Raw genomic sequence first — 25,359 nt, 5'->3', positions numbered from 1 at the left:
TGGTCCTGAGGCCGGGCCCGTGCGGGACCGGCCTGCCATAACGTGAAACCAGGGGAGTGCAGATGGGCCTGTTGTCCAGGCGCAGGCAAATGCAGGAAAAGCACGACGGCGGCGCTCGTCCGACGCCGGAGGTCGCCGTCCACGTGCCGCCGCGGTCCATGTGGTCGGACGGTATGGGCCGTACGGCCACCCGTTCTGCGCAACTGCTGTTGGCGCTGGCGCTGGCCGTTGTGGTGATCTACGGGCTGCTGCAGTTGCGGCTGCTGGTCATCCCGGTCCTGATTGCCCTGATCTTGGCCGCGGCCGTGAGCCCGGTGGTGGGGGTGCTGCGCCGCTGGGGTTGGTCCCCGGCGCTCGCGACGGTCACCGCGTTCCTCGGGATCCTCGCAGTGCTCGGCGGAGTGGTCACGGGAATCGTCTTTGCGGTCCGCAGCGAATGGGATGAACTAATCCGCTCCGCCAGCGAGGGCTGGCTGCAGCTGCAGGAAATGATGGCCACCTTCCCGCTGCCGGTGAGCCAGGGGCAGATCGACGAAGCGCTGGCGTCAGTGGTGGACTTCCTGACCAGCGCCGCCGCCGGGCGCAGCGCTCTCAGCGGGTTGTCAATGGCGGCGGAAATAATCACCGGGGCTGTCCTGATGGCCGTCATCCTGTTCTTCTTCCTCAAAGACGGTCCGCGGATCTGGGCCTTCCTGCTCAGCTGGTTCCCGGCCGCCCGGCGGCCCAAGCTGGAAGAGGCCGGATCGCGTGCCACGGACGTGCTGGGCAGCTACGTCCGCGGGACCGCCACCGTAGCGGCCGTCGACGCTTTTTTCATCGGTCTGGCCCTGTTCATCCTCCAGGTGCCGCTGGCACTGCCGCTATCGGTGCTGATCTTCATTGGCGGATTCGTCCCGATCGTCGGCGCCACCGTTGCCGGCGTCTTGGCCACCCTCGTGGCGCTGGTAACCAATGGGCCGGTGGCTGCGCTGGTGGTGGTCGCCGTCGTGATTGTGGTGCAGCAGTTGGAAGGCAACTTCCTGCAGCCGGTGGTGATGGGGCGCTCGGTGAGCCTGCATTCGCTGGTGATCCTGCTGGCTCTGACCGCGGGAACCATCCTGGGCGGCATCATTGGCGCAGTCTTGGCCGTTCCGGTGACGGCGGTGTCCTGGGTGGTCATCCAAGTGCTGACGGGGCGGTCCTCCGCCGAGCAAGCCGCGGCGGTCCGGCAGCGCCGCTGACCTGAGTACGCCGACCAAACATCAGAGGTCCCCGGAAGCCGAAGCTTCCGGGGACCTCTCATTGCCCGCTGGAGCCGCTGGAGTCAGCGGCCCGGGACGGGATTAGAAGGCGGGGAACACATCGCCGTTGGGCCAGGTCTCCTCGATGAACTTCTTCACATCCGGGCTGTGCAGCAGTTCGTCGAGCTTGGCGATGGCCGGGTTGTCGTCGCCGGCCTTCCAGACCAGGAAGTTGGCGTACGGGTTGTTCTCGGCGGATTCGACGATCACCGCATCATCCGTGTTCAGGCCGGCATCCAGGATGAAGTTGCCGTTGATGATGGCCAAGTCGACCTTCGGATCGTCAATCAGCTGGACCAGGATTTCGGGCTGGTTCTCCTCGAACTTCAGGCCCTTCGGGTTCTGCTCGTCGGTCAGCGTCAGTGCCGCAGAATCATCCTTGATGTCGGTCAGCAGGCCCTCGGCTTCGAGCATCTTCAGCGCGCGCGGCTGGTTACCCGGATCGTTGGTGACCGCAATCGTCGCGCCGTCGGGGATCTCGTCGACGCTCTTGTGCTTGGACGAGAACCCGGCGTAGGGCTCAATGTGGATGCCTTCGCCGTGTTCGAAATCGTAGCCCTTGTCAGCCACCTGCTGGTCAAAGAAGGCCAGATGCTGGAAATAGTTGGCGTCCAGGGAGCCATCGCTGAGGGCGATGTTCGGGGTCTGGTAATCGGTGAATTCCTTGATGTCCAGGTCGATGCCGGCATCCTTGGCCAAATTTTCGTCCACGAACTGCAGGATCCGGCCCTGGGGGACCGGAGTGGCACCTACCGTGATCGTCGTGGGATTGGCCGGATCCAGCGTGGCATCAGCGCTGGGGGTGGAATCGGAGCCACCGCAAGCCGTCAGCGCAAAGGCCGCGGCCAGGCCGGTACCAATGAGGGTTAGTGCTTTACGCATCTGCGTGCGTTCCTTTCAACTAACCGGGGCAGGCCGAAGGCGGCTCATCCCGGATGTGGTGCAGCTAGCGGCTACTGGCTGCATTCCTCCGCGGCCTCACGGCCGGCGGGAGCATAGGGGAGCGGGACGGCAATGTCCCTGAACTGACGGGAGACCTGTCAGACTGCGGTGGCGGGCTCGTGCCGGCGTTTCTTCGTGCCCGCTTGGGCCGCGCTGCGGTGGTCCACCCGCCGGGACACGGCGTCGCCGGTCCACTGGATCAGCTGGACGAGGATCACCATGATCACGATCGTGACAATCATGACCGTGGTGTCGAAACGCTGGAAGCCGTAGTTGTAAGCGAGCTGGCCCAGACCGCCGCCGCCGGTGAGGCCCGCCATGGCGGAGTAGCCCACCAAGGTGACCACCGTGGTCGTCAAGGCGGCGACCAACCCGGGCAACGCTTCGGGAACCAGGACCTTGGCCACGATCTGCAGCCGGGTGGAGCCCATGACCATCGCGGCATCGATCTTGCCGGAGCTGACATCCCGCAGAGCGGTTTCCACCAAACGTGCGAAGAACGGCACGGTGCCGATGGTGAGCGAGACACAGGCCGCCAAGGCGCCGATCGACGTCCCGGTGATCACCCGTGCCAGCGGGATCAGCGCGATCATCAGGATGGCGAACGGAATGGACCGGGTGATGTTCACGATGACGTCGGACACTATCCGGTTGGTCACCCTCATGGGCCGCAGGCCCCCCGGCGCGCTGGTGTAGAGGAAGATGCCCAGCGGCAGCCCGATGAGCAAAACAAAGGCACCCGAGACACCGACCATCAGCAAGGTTTCGCCGAGGGCTTTGGGCAGCGCCTTGGTGATGGCCGGGTTGGTCATCAGTTCGTTAATGAAGTTCATGATGTCTCTTCCCGGACGACGCGTACGGCGACGCCCTGGCCGGTCAAGTGCCGGGCGAGGGAAGCGGTGTCCGCCCCGGTCGGCAACTGGATGCGGAGATGGCCGAACTGGGTGCCGGCCAACGACTCCACGCTGCCGGCCAGGACGTTCAGGTCCATTCCGAAGGCGCGTGCGGCCCCGGTGAGCACCGGTTCCGAAGCGCTGTCGCCTGAATACAGGATTTCCAACACGGTGCCGATGCCGTTCGTTTCGGCCGACGGCAGTGGCAGCAGCGTGCTCGAAAGGCGGCCGCCAAGATCGGCCGCCACGGTGCGCAGCGGGCCATGTTCGACGATTCGGCCCGCCTCCAGGAGCGAGACCGAGTCGCAGATGCGCTTGATGACCTGCATCTCGTGCGTGATCACCAGCACGGTCAACTGAAGCCGCTGCGTGAGGTCCTGGATCAGCGTCAGGATTTCATCGGTGGTCTTCGGGTCCAGCGCCGACGTGGGCTCATCACAGAGCAGGACGTCGGGATCAGAGGCGAGGGCGCGGGCGATGCCGACGCGCTGGCGCTGGCCGCCGGAAAGCTGGGACGGGTAGGCGTTCTCAAACCCCTCCAGTCCGACCAGCTTGAGCAGTTCGGCAACCTTCGAGCGGATCGCTGCCCTGGGTGTCTTGACGATCTCCAAGGGGTGCGCCACGTTGTCGGCAGCGGTGCGCGAATCCATGAGGTTTGCATGTTGGAAGATCATTCCGATGCGGCGCCGGGCCGTCCTGAGATCGGCGTCCCGGGCTGCGCTCAGTTCAGCGCCGTTGATTGATACCGAACCCGACGTCGGGCTGTCCAGCAGGGTCAGGCATCGCACCAAGGTGGACTTGCCCGCGCCGGAATGGCCAACGATGCCGTGGATGGACCCCTTGGGAACGGACAGGCTGACGCCGTCCAGGGCTACCACTTCGCGGTTGCCCTGGCGGTAGACCTTGCGCAGGTCGGTAACAGTGATCATGGAACCTCGGGGAGTTGAACTCAGGAAGCATTGGCGGCCGCCATAGCACGCGCCGCCGCCAAGTCTTAATTATGACAGCCGCGGCAGTGCGCCGGAATTCGGCAAGAGGTCGCGTCATACGGCGACCCGAAGTTGACACAGAAGCGCTCCAAAGACGCGACGGAATTTAGGGCCGGAAGAGGAGCGTCAAACGGCCGCGGGCATCAGGCGTACCGGCCAGACGCCGTCCACAACTGCTTCAGGATCAGTGCGCCGCAGCCATTGCTGAAAGCTGGCAGCCTGCTGTGCGCACCAGCCGATTTGCCGTTCATGCAGTTCGGCGGCTTCGATGCACAGTCCCGTGTAGCGGCGGGCGAGGGCATCAGCGACTCCGATGGTCGCCAGCGCGTCGGCCGCCGAGGTGTGCGCAGCCTCCAGCCGCACGCCGTAGAGTTCGCACAGCGCCACCAGTGTGCGTTTCCCCCGCCGGTAGCGGTCCATCTGCTTATCCAGAATGAACGGATCGATCACCGGAGTTGCCGCCGGGGATTGGAAGCCGTAGCGCGCACATTCGTTCGCCAGCACGGTGAAGTCGTAGGCGGCGTTGAAGGCCATGACGGGAATGCCTGCGTCAAAGAACCCCGCCAACGCTTCGGCAATCCCGGCGGTGGCGGTGGCTGCATCGAGGCCCTCGGCGCGGGCGCGTTCCGTGCTCACGCCGTGGATCGCGGCCGCCTCGGCCGGAATCTCGACGCCAGGGTCTACCAGCCACTCGCGCTCCTGCACGGGACGTCCCCCTTCGTCGACCAGGACAAGGGAAGCCGTGACGATCCGGGCAGTGTGCGGATCACGGCCCGTGGTTTCCAGATCGAAGGCGGCCCGGGGACGTTCATGCCAGCTGTTCATGCCGGTAACCGTAGCCGCCGGGTCGGACGAAATCGGGGAGGCACAGCGGCGCGCGTGAAACTCCGGGGCGTTCCAGGGTCTTGTGTACGGCGGCACGGGTAGCTCAAATTACAATGGTGTAATGCGGGAAGCGGTGGTGGAAGCGGTCCTGGACCTCGCAGCGATCGTGCCGCCCGGCCGCGTGCTGTCGTACGGGGATGTTGCCGAGCTGCTCGATGTGGGCGGGCCCCGGCTGGTCGGCAGGATTATGTCGCTGCACGGGGACGCGGCTCCGTGGTGGCGCATCATTCGCGCCAATGGTTCACTGCCCGATGACCTGATGGCACGCGCGGTGGTGCACTACCGCCGGGAGGCGACGCCGCTGGCAGAGCCGGCTGCCGGGCCGGCAAAGGTGCGCATGGCCCAGGCCCGCTGGATGCCCCACGACGAAGAATTCGCGGCGATCGAGCGGTTGCGTCGCAAAGTGTCCGAGGCGACTGATGGGATGGGCGCATGATGGAGACGAAGCCAGCGGCGGGGCTGAAGCTGGTCCGGCCCGAAGCCAAGTCCGCGGGGGCCCCGCTGCCGAGCCAGGACCAGGAAGAAGTCATCGGCCTGCCCGCCGGCTGTGGTCCGGTGCTGGTGCTCGGCGGTCCGGGTACAGGGAAGACCACCGCGTTGGTGGAGCATGCGGTCCGCCGTGTGGAGGAAACCGGACTGGACCCGGCGGGCTTGCTCTTCCTGGCCCCGAACCGGCTGGCAGCCTCCCGGCTGCGGGATGCCCTGACGGCGCGGCTCGACCGCAGCCTGGGCACGTCCCCGGCCAGGACCTGGTCTGCCTACGCCTTCGACCTGATCCGCCGGGCCCGCGTGGAAGGTCTGCTGCCGCTGGTGGAACGGGCGCCCCGGCTGCTGTCCGGGCCCGAACAGGACCAGATCATCGCCGAACTGCTGGCCGGCCATCGTGCGGGCTATGGCCAGGGTGCCGGCTGGCCGGAAGACCTGCAGCAGGCGCTCGCCACCCGTGGCTTTCGGCAGGAGATCCGCCAGGTTTTCGACCGGTTGACCGAGTACGGCAGCACAGCCGCGCAGCTGGAGCACCTGGGCGCTGAGTGCGGCCGCCCGGACTGGACCGCGGCGGCACAGCTCTACCGTGAATACCGGGACTTGATCGACCTCCGGATGCCTGAGGCCTTCGACCCAGCCGGCATCATTACCTCGGCGCGCCAGCTGTTGCTGGAGCACCCCGGCTTCCTCGACCGGGAGCGCAGCCGCCTGCAGCTGGTCCTGGCCGATGACCTGCAGGAAGCCAATCCCGCCGTCTTCGAGCTGCTGACCTTGCTCGTCGAGGGACAGGACGCCGTGCTTGCGGCCTCGCCGGACACGGTCGTCCAGGGGTTCCGCGGTGCCCGGCCGGATGTGATCGGCAAACTTCCGGGGCTCCTCGGCGCCCGGGACAAACCCCTGCAGACGCTGGTGCTGACCACCTCGCACCGGATGGCGCCCGAAATCGCCGTCTCCTGGCAGTCCACGGCGGCCAGGATCTCCCAAGTTGCCGGCGCCCACCGCGCCCGCGACCTGGTCCATCCTGCTCCGCGGCCACAAACCGGAGCCGCTGCCGAACCTGGCGGCGATACCGCGGGAGGTGCGCCTTCCGCCAGCGCGCACGTGGTGGCCTCGCCCGTCCACGAGCACCGCTACGTCGCCCAGCGGATCCTGGAAGCCCGGTTGTTCGAGGGCTACAGGCTCAGCGAGATGGCCGTGATCGTTCGGACCGGCGGCCAGCTATCCGCCCTCGCGCGCTATCTCACCGGCCAGGACATCGCGGTCAAAGTTCCGGTGGCTGAAACCGCAGTGCGCGACGAAGCGGCCGTCCGGCCGTTGCTGGATGCCTTGGCCATGGCGCTCGATCCCGACTTGCTCACCGCGGACACCGCCGTTGCCCTGCTGACGTCCAGGGTCGGGGGCGCCACCGCGATCGACCTGCGCCGCCTGCGCCAGGCCCTGCGGCGCGAAGAGCTGCTGGGCGGCGGGGGCAGGTCCAGCGATGCCTTGCTTGTGGAGGCGCTGGGCGACACTGCGTTCCTGGGCACGTTGGGAAGGGAAGGCGGCGCCGCACGGAGGGTCGCGCGGATGCTCCAAGCCGGCCGGGAGGCGGCAGCCGCGCCAGGAGCCAACGCGGAGACTGTGCTGTGGGCCCTGTGGTCCGCCGCCGGGCTGGCGGACCGCTGGGCCGCGCAGGCACTGCAAGGCGGGCCGGCCGGTGTGCGGGCCGACCGCGATCTCGACGCCATGATGGCGTTGTTCCAGACGGCCGAACGATATGTCGACCAGCTTCCCGGCTCCAGCCCGCGGCAGTTCCTGGAGTACTTGCTGAACCAGGAACTGCCGATGGACAACCTGGCGCCGCGGGCCCAGTTGCGCGAAGCCGTTGAACTGCTCACGCCCGCCTCGGCAGCTGGCCGAGGCTGGCCGCTGGTGATCGTGGCGGGCGTCCAGGAAGGAGTGTGGCCGAACACCAGGCTGCGCGGAGAACTGTTGGGCAGCACCCAGTTCGTCGACGTCCTGGAGCACGGTGCCGAGGAGGCACGGCGGATCGACGCGGTGGCCCGGCTGCGCGAGATCAGATATGACGAGTTGCGCAGCTTTTCCACCGCAATCTCCCGCGCTGAGCGCCGGTTGATCTGCACGGCCGTGCAATCGGAAGATGCCCAGCCGTCCCAGTTCCTGGACCTGGTCGATCCGTGGCTGGACCCGGAGACTCCCCGGCCGGCCACCGAAGTACTCCGGCCGCGGACCGTGCGGGCGTTGGCTGCCGAACTCCGGCAGGCCGCCCAGCAAGCAACGGACCGCCCGGAACAAGCTGCTGACGCGGCGGCGGTCCTGGCGATGCTGGCGGCCAGTCCGGTGCCGGTGCCGGGCGCGCATCCCCGCGACTGGTGGGGACTGCTGCCCCTGAGCAGCACGGCGCCGGTCGTGCCGGAGGGGGAGCCTGTCCCGGTATCCCCGTCGAAGGTGGAGGCCGTCCAGAAGTCGCCGCTGGACTGGTTCATCCAGGCCGCCGGGGGCGAAGCCGCTACCGATTTTGCCCGCAGCCTGGGCACGCTGGTCCACGGTATTGCGCAGGACCTTCCCGAGGGCACCGGGAGCGAGTACGTGGCGGAACTTGTCCGCCGCTGGCCGCAGTTGGGCATGAAGGAGAACTGGGAAGGCCGGCTGGACTTCAACCGGGCAGAGGGCATGGTCCGGAGGCTGGCCCAGTACGTAGTCCAGATGCGTTTGGAAGGCCGGAGCTTGGCCGGTGTGGAGCAGGACTTCTCCGTGGATTTGCAGGGGCCCGAGCGCGTGGCCAGGCTGCGCGGACAGGTGGATCGGTTGGAGCTGGACGCCGACGGACGGCTGCACATTGTGGACCTGAAAACGGGCCGCTCCGCCCCAACGAAAGCGGAGCTGGAGCGGCACCCGCAGCTCGGAAGCTATCAGGCGGCGGTGGTGGCCGGAGGGTTTCCCGGGCACAGACCGGCCGCCGGCGGCGCATCCCTGGTCCAACTCGGACAGGACCTGAAGTCGGTCAAGGTCCAGCAGCAGGAAAGCCTGGCCGACGGCGTTGACTGGGCCACGCCGATGATCCATGAGGCGGCGGCACTGATGTCTGCCTCGCAATTCGAAGCCCGGCACGATCCGCAGCGGTCCCGGAACGGCGGCCACGGCTGCCGGGCCCCGGAAATTTGTCCCCTGTGCGCAGAAGGAAGGCAGGTCACCGAATGAGCATCGGAGCGGTCACCACCACTTACACCCCCGAAGAACTCGCCGGTTTGCTGGGCCACCATCTGCCCACCGAGGAACAATCCGCCATCATCAGCTCCGCGCTGCAGCCCCTGCTGGTCATTGCCGGAGCCGGATCCGGCAAGACAGCGACCATGGCCGACCGCGTCGTCTGGCTGGTAGCCAACGGTCTCGTGCGGCCGGACGAGATCCTTGGCGTCACTTTCACCCGCAAAGCCGCCGGGGAACTGGCCGCCCGGATCCGTGCCCAGCTCGCCAGGCTGGACCGGAAGGGACTGCTGCCGCAGGAGGAGGACAATGCCGGCGGGTTCGTGGAGCCCAAGGTCTCCACCTACCACTCCTACGCCAATGGCCTGGTCAGCGACTACGGGCTGCGGCTGGGCATCGAACGCGACGTGGTGCTGCTGGGTACAGCGCAGTCCTGGCAGCTGGCCAGCCATTGCGTGGAAGCCTACGACGGTCCCATCGAGCACTTGGTGGCCGCCAAGTCGACGCTGGTCGGCTCTGTCATGCAGTTCGCCGGAGAGTGCTCGGAGCATTTGGTGACGCCCGAACAGGCGGCCGAATATTTGGAGGCGGAGGTGGAGAGGGTCGCTGCCCTTCCCTATGTCGACGGAAGCACCAGACCGGCCAAGCAGGACGTCCGGAAACTGCTGGATCGGCTGCGGACGCGGATCACGGTGGCGGGACTCGCCGCCGCGTACAACCGGGCCAAGCGGGAACGCGGCGTTTTGGACTATGGCGATCTCGTCTCGCTGGCGGCGCGCATCGCCCGCGAAGTGCCGCAGGCCCGCGAACTCGAACGCAGCCGCTATAAAGTGGTGTTGCTCGACGAATTCCAAGACACCTCCCACGCCCAGATGGTGTTGTTCTCCGAACTGTTCGGGGACGGGCACGCCGTGACCGCGGTGGGAGACCCCAACCAGTCCATCTATGGCTTCCGCGGGGCTTCGGCCGGCCAGCTTTTTGCTTTCCAAGAGCAATTCCCGCTGGTGGACGACGATGGACGCCGGGCACCTGCGCCGGCGGGCTTCCTCACGGTGGCATGGCGCAACAGTGAAAACATCCTGCGGATGGCCAACCGGATATCCTCGCCGCTGAACAGGGAAGATCCGAATCGGCCGCGTCCCGGCAGGATCAGTGTTCCGCCGCTGCGTCCGCGGCCCGGAGCCACAGAAGGAACAGTGGCGCTGGGGCGGTACGCGACGGAGGCGGAAGAAACCAACGCCCTTGCCGACGCAATCGAACGAGCGAGGATGACGGTTTTCGCGCGGGATCCGGAAACGGGCAAGGCTGAGCAGGTCAGCGCCGCGGTCTTGTGCCGGCGACGAGCCCAGATCCCCGGCATCGCCAAAGCACTGGACGAACGGGGCATTCCCTACGAAATCGTCGGCTTGGCCGGGCTGCTGGCCCAGCCGGACATTGTGGACCTGGTGGCAATGCTGCGGGTCCTGGCGGATCCGGGACGGTCCGATGCGCTGATGCGGTTGCTGGCGGGTGCCCGCTGGCGGCTTGGGCCTGCCGACCTCATGGCCTTGGCCGACTGGTCACGCTTCCTCGAGCGCAAGCGCCTGAGCGCCGTCCGCGCCGGCGAGGCGCCCGATCTGGACCGGGATGAGGCGACAGCGGAAACCGTCGTCGAACATGATTTGGCCGAGGCAGCGTCCCTGATCGAGGCGCTCGACCGACTGCCCAGGCCGGGCTGGACCTCACGCTATGGACGCTCGTTGACGCCCGTGGCGCTGGAGCGGCTGGCTCGTTTGGCGGATGAGGTCCGCTACCTGCGCAGCTTCATCGGCGATGACCTGACGCTGTTGTTGGGTGAAGTCGAGCGCACCATGATGTTGGATATCGAGGTCGCCTCCAAGCCGGGCCAGAGCATCCATCAGGCGCGGCGCAATCTTGATGCCTTTCACGACGCTGCGGCCGCGTTCGTGCAGACGGCACAACGCGTTGACCTGCTGGCCTTCCTCGCCTGGCTGGAAGCCGCTGCCGCCGAGGAAGGGGGCCTGGACATGGCTCAGGTGGACGTGCGTCACGATGCCGTGCAGTTGCTCACCGTCCACGCGTCCAAGGGGCTGGAGTGGGATGCGGTCTTCGTTCCGGGGCTCAACGACGGAGCCTTCCCCTCGTCGTCGGACAGCCGGTGGAGCAGTGGCCACGCGGCCCTGCCCTGGCCGTTACGCGGAGACCGCTCAGATCTGCCCCAGTGGGACACGGACCAGCCGGACCAGCTGTCCTGGCTGAACGCGGAAGCGGACTATAAAGGGGAGGTCCAAGCCCACGGTGAAGACGAGGAGCGGCGGCTGGCCTACGTCGCCTATACCCGGGCCAAGCACCTGCTGGTCTGCAGTTCCGCCGGCTGGACTGGCAGCAAGGTGAAGCCGACGGCCGCCTCGGTGTTCCTGGCCGAACTGCACGAGTTGTCGCAGAGCGAACCCGGTACCGTGCAGGTAGCGCATTGGGTGCAGGACGAGGATCTTGGGCCGGAGAATCCGTTCCGCGCGGAAGTGGAATCGGCCCTGTGGCCCTTTGACCCACTGGAAGGACCGCGGGTCTACCGTAACTGTGTTCCGCAGCGCCAACGTGCCGGCCGCCGTGCGGCGATGGAGCAGGCGGCCCAGGCAGTGCTCGAATCGCTGGCTCAGGACCGCCGGCCTCCAGCGGATTCAGCGTGGGCGCATGAAGCCAGACTGTTGTTGGAGCGGCACAATGCCGCGCCAACTGCGGGGGAAGTGCAGTTGCCGGCACACATCTCCGCTTCGCTGCTGGTGGACTTGGCCGATGATCCCGACGAAGTCACCCGTCGCCTGCGCCGTCCGGTGCCGCGCAAGCCCGGCATGTCAGCCAGGAAGGGAACAGCCTTCCACAGTTGGATTGAGGAATACTTCGGCACGACGGGGATGCTGGACCTCGAGGAATACCCGGGGGCGGCCGACGCCTACATCGACGAGGCCTACGATCTGGACGGGCTGATTAAGACGTTCAAGGACTCCGAATGGGCCCACCGGGTGCCGGCAGCCATCGAAGTGCCCGTGGAGACCCGGGTCGGCGACGTCGTGGTGCGCGGGCGGATCGATGCAATCTTCCGCGATGCCGACGGCTGCTGGGACCTGATTGACTGGAAGACCGGCACAGCCCCGACGGGCCGGCAGCTGGCCGTCAAATCCGTGCAGTTGGCCGTCTACCGGCTGGCGTGGGCCAGGCTGCACGGCATCAACCTGGACCAGGTCAAGGCTGCCTTCTACTACGTTGCCCAGGACCGGTTGGTGAGGCCGCACGATCTTGCGGGTGAAGAGGAGCTGGAAGCGGCCGTCTTGCGGGCCTACGCCTAGGAGCGCATCCTGGCGGCCGCGCCAGCGGCGGCGGTTACTGCTGCTTGATCACCGGCAATGCGGTGGTATCCACTGACAAAGGGCCGCTTCCCGGCGCGTCTTCTGCGTCTGTGGAGTCTGCCCGGTCCGGAGCGCTGTTTTCCGGACGGCTGTTCTCTGCGCGGCTGTCTTCCGGGGTAGCTGGCGTCTGGCTGGCCGGCCCATCGGTGAGGGCTGCCGACGCAGCGGAATCGGCTGCCCGATCCTCAACCGGGAGCAGGGTGACCTTCCGAGGACCGGAACCGCTGGAGAGATGCACGCGGGGAGAGTCCGTGTTGGTAGGGCGCTGGCCCTCCGCTGCGGATTCGACGTCATCTGCGGCACCGGAGTCCCTGGCTGTATCGGTTACGCCGTCCTGCGCCTTTTCGACCGTGGCATCGGCCGTGGCACCGGCTGCGCCGCCGATCACATCGCCGGTCTCCGGCTCCGAAGCGCCCGGCGCCGCCGCGGGAACGGACGCCGCCGCGGGAATGGTCGGGGGAACGGCAGGCGGCGGGGGAGCGGTGACACTGATGGGCTGGCCGCCGTGCTCGGCCACGTCCGATTCGAGCTCGTTCAGCATTTCCACGGCTTCATCCACCATGGTCTGATCGTCCGCCGCCAGTCCACGGACCAGCCATTGCGCCAAGGCGAATTCGGCGGCCAGCGCAGCCCGGCGCATCAGGTGCGGGTCCACCGGATCCTTGCGGTACTTCCGGTAGGACTCGAGCACCACATCGGCAAACGACTGTTCGTGCACGGCCACCAGCCAGGCGAAGTCATCGGCCGGGTCGCCGATGCGTAGATCGGTCCAACCGGTGACCGAGCCGACGCTGCCGTCATGGACCAGCAGGTTGTCTTCGTGCAGGTCCCCGTGCACCACGCACGGGTTGAACTTCCACAAAGCCACGTCCTCCAGGGCATGCTCCCAGCGGCGCAGCAATGCAGGCGGAATCTTGCCGGTGGTGGCCGCCTGGTCTAGCTCGTTGAGCTTGCGCTGGCGGAACTGGTCGGCGGTGTAACTGGGCAGGTCGGCGGCATCGACCATGGCCGGCGGCAGATCGTGGATGCCTGCAGTTGCCCGTCCGATGGACACCGGCACGGAGGCAGCGGAGGCGACCAGCGCCTCCAGTGCGAAAATGCTGCCCGGTACGTGGTTGTAGACGAACGTGCGCAGCTCAGACTGCTGGACGGTTCCCGCGACAGTGGGCACCTGGAAGGGCAGCTCTGCCCGGATGGCAGGGGAGAAAGCCCGGAGCACCAGCAGTTCCGTCTCCAGCCGCATACTGGCCTCGGCATGTTTCGGCGAACGCACCCGCCACCGCTTGCCAGCCGCATCGGTCAGCACGGCGGACTGGAAATCCGCTGCATCGTCTGGCAAGCCGGCAACGCCCGTGGGCGTCAACCCGGGTACGGCCGCGCTGGCTATCGCTGCCAGCTCCAGAGGTGTCTTTCTCACGTAGTCCACCGTACGTGCATCCGGTACCGGCAGCCTGTCCACGGCCGCGGCGAGTCGCCGGAACGGTGACGCAGACCGCACCGGGAGGCACCGCCGTCGTGCATTCCACAGCTGCAACGGTCCGAATAACGGTCGGGGCCCCGCGGTGAGTACGGTAGATGCATGAGTCTTAGCACCGCTTCCGCCGGGTTCCCGCCGCTGGGCCAGTTGATGCTGGCGCGCACCACCATGGACCGCGGCTGCGAACGGCGCAGCCATCCGGGCCTGCTGGACGGCATCTGGGGCGGCGACACCACCTACGTGATGCTGATCGCTGACGGCAAAACGCTGGTCCGCGGCGGCAAGATCGTGCTGATCCCGAGCCGCGAACGGGCCGCCACCGACCTCTCCGTCTACCTTGGACGGGCGGTGGAAGGGGCGGATCTGCCGGTCGGCACGGACATTGTGCTGTCCGTGCTGCCTGAAGGCACCGAATTGGCGGAGTACGACGGCGAGTGGCTGAGCCTGCGCGATGTGGCAGCGGAGCTCTCGGCCCAGGACGTCGGACTGTTCGTGGAAGCCGCGGCGATTTCCAATTGGCACCTGACGCACACGCATTGTCCGCGCTGCGGGGAGCGCACGGAAATCGAGCAAGGCGGCTGGGTGCGCAGGTGCCCGGCCGACGACAGCCAACATTTCCCGCGCACCGACCCAGCGATCATCGTCTCGGTGATCGACGAGGACGACCGACTGCTGTTGGGCCGGAACAGTGCGTGGCCGGCCAGCCGGTATTCAACCTTGGCCGGATTCGTCGAACCCGGGGAGTCGCTGGAGGCAGCAGTGGTGCGGGAGATCGAGGAGGAGTCCGGCGTCGTGGTGCATTCACCCACGTACCTTGGCTCCCAGCCCTGGCCGTTCCCGGCGTCGTTGATGATTGGCTTCACCGCCGTGGCAACCGACGCGGTTTCGGTACCGGACGGTGTGGAGATCTTAGAAACGCGCTGGTTCAGCCGCGGCGAGTTGGCCGCAGCACTGGAGGCCGACGAGGTCCAGGTTGCCAGCGGCATTTCCATTGCGCGGGCGCTGATCGAGCACTGGTACGGCGGCGAACTGCCGCAGGCTGGGCAATGAGCGCACCGGCCGCGTCCCGCCCGGAGGACAGCCTCGAAGAGCAGATCCTGTCCGGGCTGGACGATGAACAGCGCCAGGTGGCCACCAGCCTGGCCGGCCCGCTGTGCGTCCTTGCGGGAGCGGGCACCGGCAAGACGCGGGCGATTACCCACCGGATTGCCTACGGCGTGCACACCGGGGTGTACCAGCCGCAGCGCGTGTTGGCCGTGACTTTCACCGCACGGGCGGCCGCCGAGATGCGGACTCGGCTCCGCGACCTGGGCGTCGGCGGGGTGCAGGCCCGCACGTTCCATGCCGCGGCGCTGCGGCAGTTGCAGTTTTTCTGGCCGCAGGCGGTCGGCGGCCCGCTGCCCGGTTTGCTGGACCACAAGGCCAGCGTCATCGCCGAAGCGGCCCGGCGCCTGCGGCTGACCACCGATAGGGCTGCCATCCGTGACCTGGCCGCCGAGATCGAGTGGGCCAAGGTCTCCATGCTCACGCCTGAGAGCTACGTCCGCCGGGCGGTCGGGCGTGCAGCGCCGGCAGGCTACGACCAAACCACGGTGGCGCGGCTGTACCAGGCGTACGAGGACGTCAAGACGGACCGGAACATCATCGACTTCGAGGATGTCCTGTTGATCACGGTCGGGATTCTGCAGGAAGACGCGAAGGTCGCCGCCGCCGTGCGGGACCAGTACCGGCACTTCGTGGTGGATGAGTACCAGGACGTCTCGCCGCTGCAGCAGCGGATGCTTGACCTTTGGCTGGGGGACCGCGACGAACTGTGCGTGGTCGGAGACGCCAGCCAGACCATCTACTCCTTCACCGGCGCGACCTCACGCCATCTGCTGGAGTTCACCAAACGCTTCCCCGGAGCCGATGTGGTGAAGCTGGTGCGGGACTACCGTTCTTCGCCTCAGGTGGTGCAGCTGGCCAACTCGCTGCTGGCCGCGCGCACCCGGCAGTCGTCGCGCGGCGGGGACAGCTGGCCGACGCCGCTGGAACTGATCGCCCAGCGCCCGGCAGGACCCGAGCCGACTTTTACCGAATGCGCCGACGACGAGGCGGAAGCGGCGCAGGTGGCCACCCGGATCCGCGGGTTGATCGACGACGGCGTGGCTGCCGCCCAGATTGCCGTGCTTTTCCGGACCAATGGTCAGTCGCAGGCTTACGAACAGGCGCTGGCCAGTGCCGGTATCGGCTACCAACTGCGCGGCGGCGAGCGGTTCTTCCAGCGACGGGAGGTCCGCGACGCGATCCTGCAGTTGCGCGCCTCGTCGCGCGCTGCGGGGACGGAGCCGGTGCCGCAACTGGTCCGCGACGTGCTGGCGAATCTTGGCTACACCCGGGAAGCGCCGCAGGCCGGCGGCGCGGTGCGCGAACGCTGGGAATCGCTGGCCGCGCTGGTGGGGCTGGCCGAGGAGTTGGACGCCGTCCGCGGTGCGGCAGCAGGCGGTGTGTTCACCATGCTGGACTTCGTCGCGGAGCTGGACGAACGCGCCGCCGCGCAGCACGCTCCCACCGTCCAAGGCGTCACCCTCGCATCTCTGCACTCGGCCAAGGGCCTGGAATGGGACGCGGTCTTCCTGGTCGGCTTGAGCGAGGGACTGATGCCGATCTCCTTCGCCGACACGGACGAGGCCGTGGACGAAGAACGCCGCCTGCTTTATGTGGGCATCACCCGTGCCCGCCAGCATCTGGGGCTCTCCTGGTCGCTGGCACGGACTCCGGGCGGGCGCGCCAACCGCAAGCCTTCCCGATTCCTGGACGGGCTGCGGCCGGCCTCATCATCCTCGGTGCGGAGCATATCCGGCCAGCGCCCCGCACGCCGCAAGCAAGCCGCACCGGCGGTTTGCCGGGTGTGCGGAACCCTGCTGGGCAGCGGTGCGGAGCGCAAGGTCGGCCGGTGCCACAACTGTCCTCCCACCTACGAGGAGTCGACGTTCGAGGCGCTGCGCGAGTGGCGTAAGGACACCGCCAGCAACGCGTCGATGCCGGCCTTCGTGATCTTCACCGACGCCACGTTGGTGGCGATCGCCGAGGCCAGGCCGCAGTCGCTGCCCGAGTTGTCCAAGCTGGCCGGCGTGGGACCCGCCAAACTGGAGCGATACGGCGAGGACGTCCTGCGGATCCTGGCCGCGAACTGAGCAGTCGCGGTCTCTCGTGGTCTCCTAGCGCGGGCCGGTGTCAGGACGCCGCGGCCAGCATGCAACCGCAGTCCGGGTGCGGCGGATATTCGTGCCGGGTCAGGGTGCCGTCGCCGCTCTCGAGCTTGAGCACGGCGGAAAAACTGGCCGGTTGGTTCCGTCCGTCCAGGAACAGCAGAGCTTGGATGGCCGCCAAACCGGCGGCCGCTACCGACTGCGACACCTCGTCGGCCTGGCCCCGGGCGGAGGCCCTGCCATGCGTGCTGGTCAGCCGGGCAACGAGTTCGGGCCACGTCGGATCGGCATCCGCCCGGTGCAGTTCCACACAACCGAGGCAGCTCGTTTGACCGGGGACCACCAGCGGCCCGATCAAGGTGTCGTGTTCACGCATCAGGACGCTCAGGTGCGGATGGCCCCGGCTCATCAGCGCCGCTGCAACCCGGGGGTCTGCCACGTCGCGGTCGAGGTAGATGGCCAGGTTGAGCGCGCGTGGAAAGATGCCTGCGGCCCCTTGTTCCGCGGTCGTGCCCGGCAAGAGGTGGCAGGCGACCGTTGGGTCGATCTGGCGGGCCGCGCGCCGGACGGCCTGTCCGCGTGTGAGGCCGATGTCGGTGATCCGGAAGGCGCCAGATCCTACATCCGCCGGGCCCACCACGGCCGGATCCTCCAGCAGGAGGGTGCCGACGCCGGCGGCCGTCAGGGCCGTGGCCAACGCGGCACCGGTGCGTCCCAGCCCGATGACTTGCACCACGCAGCGGCTCCGCGCGGCCAGTGATCCTTCACTGTCGGCCGAGTAGACCGCGGACCAGTGGCGCGCGTCCGGGGCCAGTCTGTCTGCGCGCAATCCGGACAAGCGTTCCCCGCCGGCATCCGTCACCAGCACCGGCGCCAGCGCCGCCAGCAGCAAAGCGGCCCGGTCCGCCCCCAAGCCGCAGCCGGCGCGCACGGCGTCGAGGTCGGCGGATTCGAAACCCTGACGCAGGCGGCGCAGGAACTGCCGGTCCGATTCCCCGGTTCCTTCGAGCACCAGTCCGCCGGCCCCCAGACCGAACTGCACGCTGCCCGTTGCGAATTCGACCATGCGCAGGCCGGGGTTGAGTTTCAACTGTGCCATGGCCTCCTCCTTGCTTATTGCCCGTGACCGGGAGCGAGCTGATAGTCCATGCTGGCACGGCGGTAACCTCTGCCCGATGGTTATCCACAGAAAACGGGGCAGGGGCCATGGGCGGATGCGGGCGGCCCGAACCAGCCGGTAACCTCAACGCATGTCCCGAGCAGAACAGACGCAGAAAACCCGCAGATCAGCGGAACCCTCGCGGCCGGTGCCGCTGGTGGCCGGCACCGGGGAACGCGTGCCGTTGACCACATCAAGCGGTGCCCCTGTGGTGGTCAAACGCTCCGCGCGCCGTCGCCGGACGGTCTCGGCCGCGTGGCGCGACGGGGCTGCCGTGATCTCCATTCCCGGCCACTTTACGCAGGAGCAGGAACAGGAATGGGTGCGGCGGATGCTGGCGAAGCTCGAGACCCGCAGTGCACCTCCGGCAGGCCGTACTGCAACCAACGACACCGAGCTGGCCCGCCGCGCGGCGGAGCTTTCGGAGCGGTACTTGGCCGGCGACGCCGTGCCGGAAAGCATCCGTTGGGTGTCCAACCAGAACGACCGCTGGGGATCGGCGACACCGGCCCGGGGCACCATCCGCATCTCGGACAAAATCAAAGAGATGCCCACGTGGGTGGTGGACTATGTGATCCTGCACGAGCTCGCGCATCTGCTGGAGGCAGGGCACGGGCCGCGCTTCTGGCGACTGCTGCAGCCCTACCCGCAGCTGGAACGGGCCAAGGCCTTCCTCTCAGGCGCAGCCTTTGCCATGGGCCGCGGCCTCCAGGACGATGACGACGTGGTGGACGGCACTGACGAACGCGATGGCTAGCTGCGGTCTCCGTTTCCGGAGTTGTCGGGGCCGCCCTCTGCCGAACCGTTGTCGTTCCCGTCGGGCGCTTCGTCCTGTTCCGGGGAACTATCATCGCCCGGCTGCTCGTCGAATCCGCCGCTCAGAAGTTTCTGCAGCGCCTCATCGACTTCGGCCTCCGAGGCGTCCAGCAGTTTCCGGCGGGCGCTGAAGCCGGCCGGATCGTCCAGGTCCTCCGGGGTGGGCAGCAGGTCGGGGTGGTTCCAGACGTCGTCGCGCCCCTCGATCCCGCGTTCCTCCTTCAGCGCCGCCCACAGTGCTGCAGCATCACGCAACCGGCGAGGCCGCAGTTCCAGGCCGACCAAGGCCGCGAACGCGTGTTCAGAGGGACCGCCGGTGGCGCGGCGCCTCCGGACCGTTTCGCGCAGGGCGGGGGCGGACGGCAGGTTGGCCGCCGCGCTGGCGGTGAGTTCATCCACCCAGCCCTCGACCAACGCGAGAGCTGTTTCCAGCTTGATCAGCGCTGTATCCTGCTCCGGGGTGCGCTGCGGCATGAAAACGCCCTGCGAGAGTGCCTGCTGCATGGATTCAGGGTTGCTGGGATCGATGTTGCGGGCGACTTCCTCGATCCGGCCCATGTCGATGTGGATACCGCGCGCGTAGCTTTCGATGGCCCCCAGCAGATAGCCGGACAGCCACGGCACGTGCGTGAACAATCGGGTGTGGGCCGCCTCGCGGATGGCCAGGAAGAGCAGGACATCCTGCGCAGGGATGTCCAGGCCTTCACCGAAGGACTTGACGTTGGCCGGCAGCAGGGCCATCTTTCCCTCCACCAGCGGAACGCCGATGTCGCTGGAACTGACCACGTCCTTGGCCAGGGCCCCGACCGCCTGGCCCAATTGCATGCCGAACATCGCACCGCCCAGATTCTGCAGCATGGAATGCGCCCCGCCAAGCATCTGCTTCATCTCTTCCGGTACCTGGTCGGTGAGCGCGGAGGTCAGCGCAAACGCAATGCTGTTGGCGACCGGCTCCGTCAGCCGCTTCCAGGTGGGCAACGTTACTTCGACCCATTCGGCTCGGGACCAGGCACGGCCAATGACTCCTGTGCCGGGAATTGTTGTGACGGGATCCAGCCACATCTCGGCCAAGTGCAGCGCTTCGTCAACCGCACGGGTCTGCTGCGAGGATACCGACGGGTCGCTGTCCGAGGCCGCAACCTTACGGGCACTTTCATGGGCCAGTTTCCAGTTAACGGGCCCTTCCGACGGCGCGTTCATCATGGCTTGGACCTGCTGGAACATCTGGGCCAGGGCATTGGGGTCGGAGGGCAGTCCTGCGGCCTTGGCCATGGCAGCGGGATCCACGTCCCCTGCCTGACCGCCGAAGAGCCTGGCGAACATCTCCGACAGCGGATCCTGCGCGTCGTCATCTGGCTGCTTGGGGGTCATCACTACCACCGGTCCTCGAGGGGTTGGAGCGAGCAAAGCCGCAGCGGCTGCCGGGGAGGCAGCGGGGGACTGTGCCCGGGATGTTGCGTCACTCCAACGTTACCGGCAGCTGGGATTCCTTGTCGCGCCGGAGGGTGTGCAGTTCGCTCTAGGCCAAGCGGGGCCGGGACCGCTGATGCCAGGCCGACGGCGTACGCTAGAGCAGGCGCCGTGCGCGCCGTCAGGCGGCCGTGCCGTCTGCGTACAACCCGGAGAGCTGCGAGAAGGAATCCATCAGGTGACACAGTCCACCAACAACGGCACTGAGCACGGCATGGACGGCTGGGGCGGCGAGGGTGCCGGCTCCCAGCCGGATGCGCAGCGTCCGCGGGACCGCAGGGGGCCGGTCATGGCGGCCGCTGCGGCCGTCGCGGTTGTGACCGGCGCGGTAGGACTGGCGCTGCCGGCGGGATACGTCATTGAAACCCCCGGTCCGGCAATCAACACCATTGGCGAAGTCTCCGGAACGCCGCTGATCGAGGTTCCGGACCGTCAGACCTATAAGACGTCCGGCGCCCTGGACCTCACGACGGTATACGTGGAGGGCGGACCGAGTTCGCACGTCAACATGCTCCAAGTCCTGGCTGCCTGGCTGGATCCGCAGCGAAGCGTCGCGCCCACCGACCTGGTATATCCGCCAGACGTGACGCAGGACGACATCCAACAGCAGAACGCTGCTTTGATGGCGACGTCGCAGGAGTCCTCGGTCGCGGCGGCTCTAACACAGCTGGATGTGAAGTACTCGCAGACCCTGTCGGTAGCCGACTTCACCCCGGACGCCGCGGCAGCCGGGAAGCTCGAGTCGCGGGACACCATCCGGACGGTCAATGGCCGGCCGGTCACCGGCATCGACGTGCTGCGTGAAGAACTCAATTCCAGTGAAGGTGCCCCGGTGGAACTGGGCATTACGCGCGACGGCCACCAGGAAACCGTTGACGTCGCTCCAAAGGAAAACGGCGACGGCGTCTACCAATTGGGCGTCCTGCTGGGAACCGAATTCGACTTCCCGTTCACAGTGAAAATCCAACTGGACAACGTGGGCGGCCCCAGCGCGGGCATGATGTTTGCGCTGGGCATCATCGACACCCTAACCGAAGGCGAAATGACCGGCGGCAAGCACTTTGCCGGGACCGGCACCATCGACGCCGACGGCACGGTCGGACCGATTGGCGGCATCCGGCAGAAACTGGTCGGTGCAGCAGAAGCCGGAGCTACCGTTTTCCTCGCGCCCGAGGCCAACTGCGCCGAGGTTGCCGGCCATGTGCCGGACGGTCTGCAAGTGGTCTCGGTGGCCACCTTGGACGACGCCGTCCACGCCGTAACACTGATCGGCGAGGGCGGGGGCGCCTCCTCCCTGCCCGGCTGCAGCTGATTCGTTTCAGCTGCCGGCGGTCACATTCGGGCAACAGTAACGTCCTGACGGCCGCAGCAGTCGCCCGGGCCGGTGCTGACAAGGCAGAATGGGGCAGGAACCCTCCGAGCCGTCCGTTCGTGGAACCTAGGGGGAGTATCCCCGACAGCGGCGGGTCTGCCCGCGATGCTAAACACGCAAACAACGAGGTAACGAGTGACGTTCGGACAAGACCGGTCCTACGGCGACCGGCCAACACCGCCCAGCAGTCCTGGCAAGAAGCGTTCCGCACTGGTGCCCACCCTGATTGTGGTGGCGGTCCTGGTAGTCGGCTTCGTCTTCTTCTCGCAGATTTACGCAGACATCCTCTGGTACAACCAGTTGGGCTATCTGGAAGTCTTCCTCAAAGAAAACGGCACCCGGATTGCCATCTTCCTGATCGCGTCCCTGATCATGGGCCTTGCCGTCTACTTCAGCCTGCGGATCGCCTACCGTTCACGCCCCGTGTACGCGCCGGACAGCTCGCTGCAGGACAATCTGAACCGTTACCAGCAGCAGCTGGAACCGGTCCGCCGGTTGCTGATGATCGGCATCCCGGTGGTTCTCGCCGCTTTCGCCGGCACTGCCGCAGCGTCGGCGTGGCAAACGGTGCTGCTGTTCTTCAACCAGCAGCAGTTTGGCCAGGTCGATCCGCAGTTCGGCTTGGACTACAGCTTCTACATGAATACGCTGCCGTTCCTGGGTTTCATCAACGGCTACTTGGTCAGCGTCGTGCTGATCGCCGGCATTGCCGGGCTGCTGACCCACTACCTCTACGGCGGCATCCGCCTGGAGGACAAAGGATTTTTCGCGTCCACGGCGGCCAAGATCCACGTGGCAGTTTTCGCCGCGCTCTTCCTGATCCTGCAGGGCGTCAACTACTGGCTGGACCGCTATTCCACTGTCCAGTCCGACGCCGGGAAATGGACCGGGGCGCTGTACACGGATGTCCATGCGGTGATTCCGACCAAGGCCATCCTGGCCGTCGCCGCCGTGCTGGTGGCCATCCTATTCATCGTCTCTGCGTTCGTCGGGCGCTGGCGCCTACCGATCGTCGGCACGGCGATGCTCATCGTGACGGCGATTCTGGCAGGTGGCGTCTACCCGTGGATCGTCCAGCGTTTCCAGGTGGAGCCGAACGAGCAGAAGGTCGAAGCCGATTACATCCAACGGAATATCGCGTTGACTCAGTTGGCCTATGGGCTGGATAAGATCGAGTCCACCAACTACCCGGCAACCTTGGAGGCTGAAGCCGGTGCGCTTCGGAAGGATGCGGAGACCACGGCGAACATTCGCCTGTTGGATCCGAACCTCGTCTCCGACGCGTTTGCCCAGTTGGAACAGTTCCGCCAGTACTACCAGTTCGATAAAACCCTCAACGTGGACCGCTACAACATCGACGGCGAGGTGCAGGACACCGTCATTGCCGTCCGTGAGCTGAATACCGCGGGTGTGCCGACCGGCTGGGTCAACGAACACCTGCTCTACACGCATGGCTACGGGGTGGTGGCCGCAGCCGGTTCCAGGGTCGAACCCGACGGGAAACCCTCCTTCCTGCTCTCCGGCATCCCGACCCAAGGTGTTCTGGCTAATGACTCGAACTATGAGCCGAGGATCTATTTCGGCGAAAAGTCGCCGGACTATTCGATCGTGGGCGCGCCCGAGGGCAGCAACCCGATCGAGATCGACAGGCCGCAGAGCGCCAACGCCGAAACTGACACCCGGAATACTTTCGACGGCGATGGCGGTCCGAGCATCGGCAACTGGTTCAACCGCTTGGTTTACGCCCTGAAGTTCCAGTCCACCGACCTGATGGTTTCCGACGCCGTCAACTCCGAGTCTCAGATCCTCTACGACCGCAATCCCCGCGAACGTGTCGAGAAGGTGGCCCCCTACCTGACGGTGGACGGCAACGCCTATCCCGCGATCGTGGACGGCAGGGTGAAATGGATCGTCGACGCGTACACCACCAGTAAGGCCTTCCCGTACTCGACGCCGCAGCAGTTGGAATCAGCAACGACTGATTCGACCACGAGGGAAGGCGCCACGGTCGCCTTGCCGGCCGAGGACGTTAACTACATCCGCAACTCCGTCAAGGCAACTGTCGACGCCTACGATGGGTCAGTGGACTTGTACGCTTGGGACGACCACGACCCACTGCTCAAGGCCTGGGAGAAGGTCTTCCCGACGACGATCAAGCCGTACAGCGAAATGTCGGCGGACCTGATGGCCCACGTACGCTACCCGGAGGACCTTTTCAAGGTGCAGCGTGAACTGCTGTCCCGCTACCACGTGACCGATGTCGGCCAGTTCTACGAGAACTCCGACGCGTGGAGCGTTCCCGCGGACCCGACGCTGGGTGAGGGATCGTCCGTGAAGCAGCCGCCGTATTACCTGTCGCTGAAAATGCCCAAGCAAGAGAAGGCCTCGTTCTCCTTGACCACCCCGTTCATTCCGTTCACGCCGCCGGGCCAGCCGGCCCGCAACGTGCTGTATGGATTCCTGTCCGTCAACGCCGATGCCGGCACTGGCAAAGACGGAGTGAAGTCGGAAGACTACGGCACCATGCGGCTACTCGAAATGCCGCGGGACATCACTGTGCCGGGCCCCGGCCAGGCACAGAACCTGTTCAACTCGGACACCGAAGTGTCGCAGGCGCTGAACCTGCTGCGTCAGGGTGCGTCCGAAGTCATCAACGGCAACCTGCTGAGCCTTCCGGTTGGCGGCGGCGTGTTGTACGTGCAGCCGGTCTACGTCCAGTCCTCGGGCGCTTCCTCCTACCCGATCCTGCGGCGCGTGCTGGTGAGCTTCGGCGAATCAGTGGGCTTTGCCCCGACGCTGTCCGAAGCACTGGACCAGGTCTTCCAAGGCGATTCGGGTGCCACCACCGGCGACCAAGGCAACGTCGGTGAGACACCCGCGACGCCGGAAGCTCCGACGACGACCACCTCCGAGGAGAAACTCCAGACTGCGTTGCAAACGGCCCGCACTGCAATCCAGGACGGACAAGCAGCGTTGGCCAAGGGTGACTTCGCAGCCTACGGCGAAGCCCAGAAGCGTTTGCAGAAGGCGCTCGAGGATGCGATCGCCGCCGAAGACGCCATCTCCGGAGCCACCCCGGGCGGCGGCGGGGCAACTGAGCAGCCTTCGCCGCAGCCAACCGAGAGTAAATGACCGATTTGCTTCACCATCCCGCGGCCGGTAATGTTTTCACTGCGCCGCGGGGTGGAGCAGTTCGGTAGCTCGCTGGGCTCATAACCCAGAGGTCAGAGGTTCAAATCCTCTCCCCGCAACGAAATAGGTCCCGGAAACTTAAGGTTTCCGGGACCTTTGCGTTTGTGGGATTCGGTCAGCCACCGAAACCGCGGCACTGCTGCGGAGGTCTTCGCTACCTACCGGGCGGCAGAATCAGCCATGTGTGGAGACGAGGTTTGTCCGTCACCGGGCAGCTGCTGCCTCGGCCGGTTGGGGCGCGGGAGCCGTCCGGAGGCCCTTGCGCTGCAGGGCAGCAACCACGCCAGCGGTGGCCGCGGTGGCCGCCACGAGGATCCAGAACAGGGATTCCGCGCCCCAGAGCGCGTTGGTTGCCGCCCACCATGTGTTCATGGCTGCATGGAAGAGGGCGGCGATGAGCACGCTCCCGCGGGTGTGGTCGAAGATCCACGTCATGATGACGGTGATGGAGACGGCTAGGATGACGAATCCCACGAAGGGGTAGCTCTGCCGACTGCCCATGAGCAGGAACAGCGGAATGTGCCACGCCGCCCAAATGGAGCCGAGCATCAAGCTCGCCTTCAGGGGGACCGAAGCGGGCCCGCAGGCGCGGT

Annotated in this window: 17 protein-coding genes and 1 tRNA gene; 10 read left to right on the top strand and 8 right to left on the bottom strand. The window is 66.7% G+C overall.

Going from position 1 to position 25,359, the window contains the following annotated elements:
- Positions 1 to 89 precede the first annotated feature (89 nt).
- Positions 90 to 1,220 carry an AI-2E family transporter gene (locus tag AC5RWT_RS08920; RefSeq protein WP_494079962.1) on the top strand — a complete coding sequence of 377 codons (1,131 nt, stop codon included), beginning with the start codon at positions 90 to 92 and terminating at the stop codon, positions 1,218 to 1,220.
- 102 nt (positions 1,221 to 1,322) lie between these two features.
- Here AC5RWT_RS08920 and AC5RWT_RS08915 read toward each other — a convergent pair whose 3' ends face one another.
- The 4 genes from AC5RWT_RS08915 to AC5RWT_RS08900 form a co-directional block, all read right to left on the bottom strand.
- Positions 1,323 to 2,162: a MetQ/NlpA family ABC transporter substrate-binding protein gene (locus tag AC5RWT_RS08915; protein WP_494079961.1), complete on the bottom strand. Its 840-nt coding sequence runs from the start codon at positions 2,160 to 2,162 to the stop codon at positions 1,323 to 1,325.
- Between the two features lie 158 nt (positions 2,163 to 2,320).
- A complete protein-coding gene (locus AC5RWT_RS08910; protein ID WP_494045536.1) occupies positions 2,321 to 3,055 on the bottom strand; it encodes a methionine ABC transporter permease in 735 nt (244 codons plus the stop codon).
- On the bottom strand, positions 3,052 to 4,044 hold the full coding sequence (locus AC5RWT_RS08905) for a methionine ABC transporter ATP-binding protein (RefSeq protein WP_494045537.1): 993 nt from the start codon (positions 4,042 to 4,044) through the stop codon (positions 3,052 to 3,054). The genes AC5RWT_RS08910 and AC5RWT_RS08905 overlap by 4 nt, the downstream gene beginning before the upstream one ends.
- A gap of 186 nt (positions 4,045 to 4,230) precedes the next feature.
- Positions 4,231 to 4,929, bottom strand: coding sequence for a 3'-5' exonuclease (locus tag AC5RWT_RS08900; RefSeq protein ID WP_494079960.1), 699 nt, complete (start codon positions 4,927 to 4,929; stop codon positions 4,231 to 4,233).
- A gap of 121 nt (positions 4,930 to 5,050) precedes the next feature.
- On the opposite strand from AC5RWT_RS08900, the gene AC5RWT_RS08895 reads away from it, so the two are divergent.
- The 3 genes from AC5RWT_RS08895 to AC5RWT_RS08885 are packed head-to-tail and all read left to right on the top strand — an operon-like array spanning position 5,051 to position 12,029.
- Positions 5,051 to 5,425 (top strand): MGMT family protein, encoded by a 375-nt coding sequence (locus AC5RWT_RS08895; protein ID WP_494045539.1) that lies wholly within the window; start codon positions 5,051 to 5,053, stop codon positions 5,423 to 5,425.
- Entirely contained in the window at positions 5,425 to 8,676 is a 3,252-nt protein-coding gene (locus AC5RWT_RS08890) for an ATP-dependent helicase (RefSeq protein ID WP_494079983.1), read from the top strand. Before AC5RWT_RS08895 ends, AC5RWT_RS08890 begins: the two co-directional genes overlap by 1 nt.
- Positions 8,673 to 12,029, top strand: coding sequence for an ATP-dependent helicase (locus AC5RWT_RS08885; protein ID WP_494079959.1), 3,357 nt, complete (start codon positions 8,673 to 8,675; stop codon positions 12,027 to 12,029). Before AC5RWT_RS08890 ends, AC5RWT_RS08885 begins: the two co-directional genes overlap by 4 nt.
- A gap of 34 nt (positions 12,030 to 12,063) precedes the next feature.
- Here the strand turns inward: AC5RWT_RS08885 and AC5RWT_RS08880 are convergent, their stop codons facing one another.
- On the bottom strand, positions 12,064 to 13,506 hold the full coding sequence (locus AC5RWT_RS08880; protein ID WP_494079958.1) for a macrolide 2'-phosphotransferase: 1,443 nt from the start codon (positions 13,504 to 13,506) through the stop codon (positions 12,064 to 12,066).
- A gap of 162 nt (positions 13,507 to 13,668) precedes the next feature.
- Here AC5RWT_RS08880 and nudC point away from each other — a divergent pair, with 162 nt between their 5' ends.
- Together nudC and AC5RWT_RS08870 are read left to right on the top strand one after the other, a co-directional pair.
- Complete coding sequence (gene nudC / locus AC5RWT_RS08875; protein WP_494079957.1) at positions 13,669 to 14,616, top strand: NAD(+) diphosphatase; 948 nt, start codon at positions 13,669 to 13,671, stop codon at positions 14,614 to 14,616.
- Positions 14,613 to 16,742, top strand: a complete 2,130-nt coding sequence (locus tag AC5RWT_RS08870; protein ID WP_494079956.1) for an ATP-dependent DNA helicase UvrD2 — start codon at positions 14,613 to 14,615, stop codon at positions 16,740 to 16,742. The genes nudC and AC5RWT_RS08870 overlap by 4 nt, the downstream gene beginning before the upstream one ends.
- Before the next feature lie 40 nt (positions 16,743 to 16,782).
- On the opposite strand, the gene AC5RWT_RS08865 is transcribed toward AC5RWT_RS08870, so the two are convergent.
- A complete protein-coding gene (locus AC5RWT_RS08865) occupies positions 16,783 to 17,856 on the bottom strand; it encodes a TOMM precursor leader peptide-binding protein (RefSeq protein WP_494079955.1) in 1,074 nt (357 codons plus the stop codon).
- Positions 17,857 to 18,007: 151 nt separating this feature from the next.
- Here AC5RWT_RS08865 and AC5RWT_RS08860 point away from each other — a divergent pair, with 151 nt between their 5' ends.
- The gene (locus AC5RWT_RS08860; protein ID WP_494045545.1) at positions 18,008 to 18,673 is read left to right on the top strand and encodes a M48 metallopeptidase family protein; all 666 of its coding nucleotides are present in this window, start codon (positions 18,008 to 18,010) and stop codon (positions 18,671 to 18,673) included.
- On the opposite strand, the gene AC5RWT_RS08855 is transcribed toward AC5RWT_RS08860, so the two are convergent.
- The gene (locus tag AC5RWT_RS08855) at positions 18,670 to 20,103 is read right to left on the bottom strand and encodes a zinc-dependent metalloprotease (protein WP_494079954.1); all 1,434 of its coding nucleotides are present in this window, start codon (positions 20,101 to 20,103) and stop codon (positions 18,670 to 18,672) included. The two genes, AC5RWT_RS08860 and AC5RWT_RS08855, sit on opposite strands and share 4 nt — an antisense overlap.
- Before the next feature lie 277 nt (positions 20,104 to 20,380).
- Here AC5RWT_RS08855 and AC5RWT_RS08850 point away from each other — a divergent pair, with 277 nt between their 5' ends.
- From AC5RWT_RS08850 to AC5RWT_RS08840, 3 genes are all read left to right on the top strand, one after another.
- Positions 20,381 to 21,514, top strand: a complete 1,134-nt coding sequence (locus AC5RWT_RS08850; protein ID WP_494079953.1) for a YlbL family protein — start codon at positions 20,381 to 20,383, stop codon at positions 21,512 to 21,514.
- Between the two features lie 195 nt (positions 21,515 to 21,709).
- Positions 21,710 to 24,706: a UPF0182 family membrane protein gene (locus AC5RWT_RS08845; RefSeq protein ID WP_494045548.1), complete on the top strand. Its 2,997-nt coding sequence runs from the start codon at positions 21,710 to 21,712 to the stop codon at positions 24,704 to 24,706.
- Between the two features lie 45 nt (positions 24,707 to 24,751).
- A tRNA-Met gene (locus tag AC5RWT_RS08840) sits at positions 24,752 to 24,825 on the top strand.
- 145 nt (positions 24,826 to 24,970) lie between these two features.
- Here AC5RWT_RS08840 and AC5RWT_RS08835 read toward each other — a convergent pair.
- On the bottom strand, positions 24,971 to 25,315 hold the full coding sequence (locus AC5RWT_RS08835) for a hypothetical protein (RefSeq protein WP_494045549.1): 345 nt from the start codon (positions 25,313 to 25,315) through the stop codon (positions 24,971 to 24,973).
- Positions 25,316 to 25,359 lie beyond the last annotated feature (44 nt).

It is taken from the genome of Arthrobacter sp. Dra40, from assembly GCF_059091905.1.
Note: the sequence above shows the minus strand (reverse complement) of the source record. Positions and strands in the feature narration are given on the sequence as shown.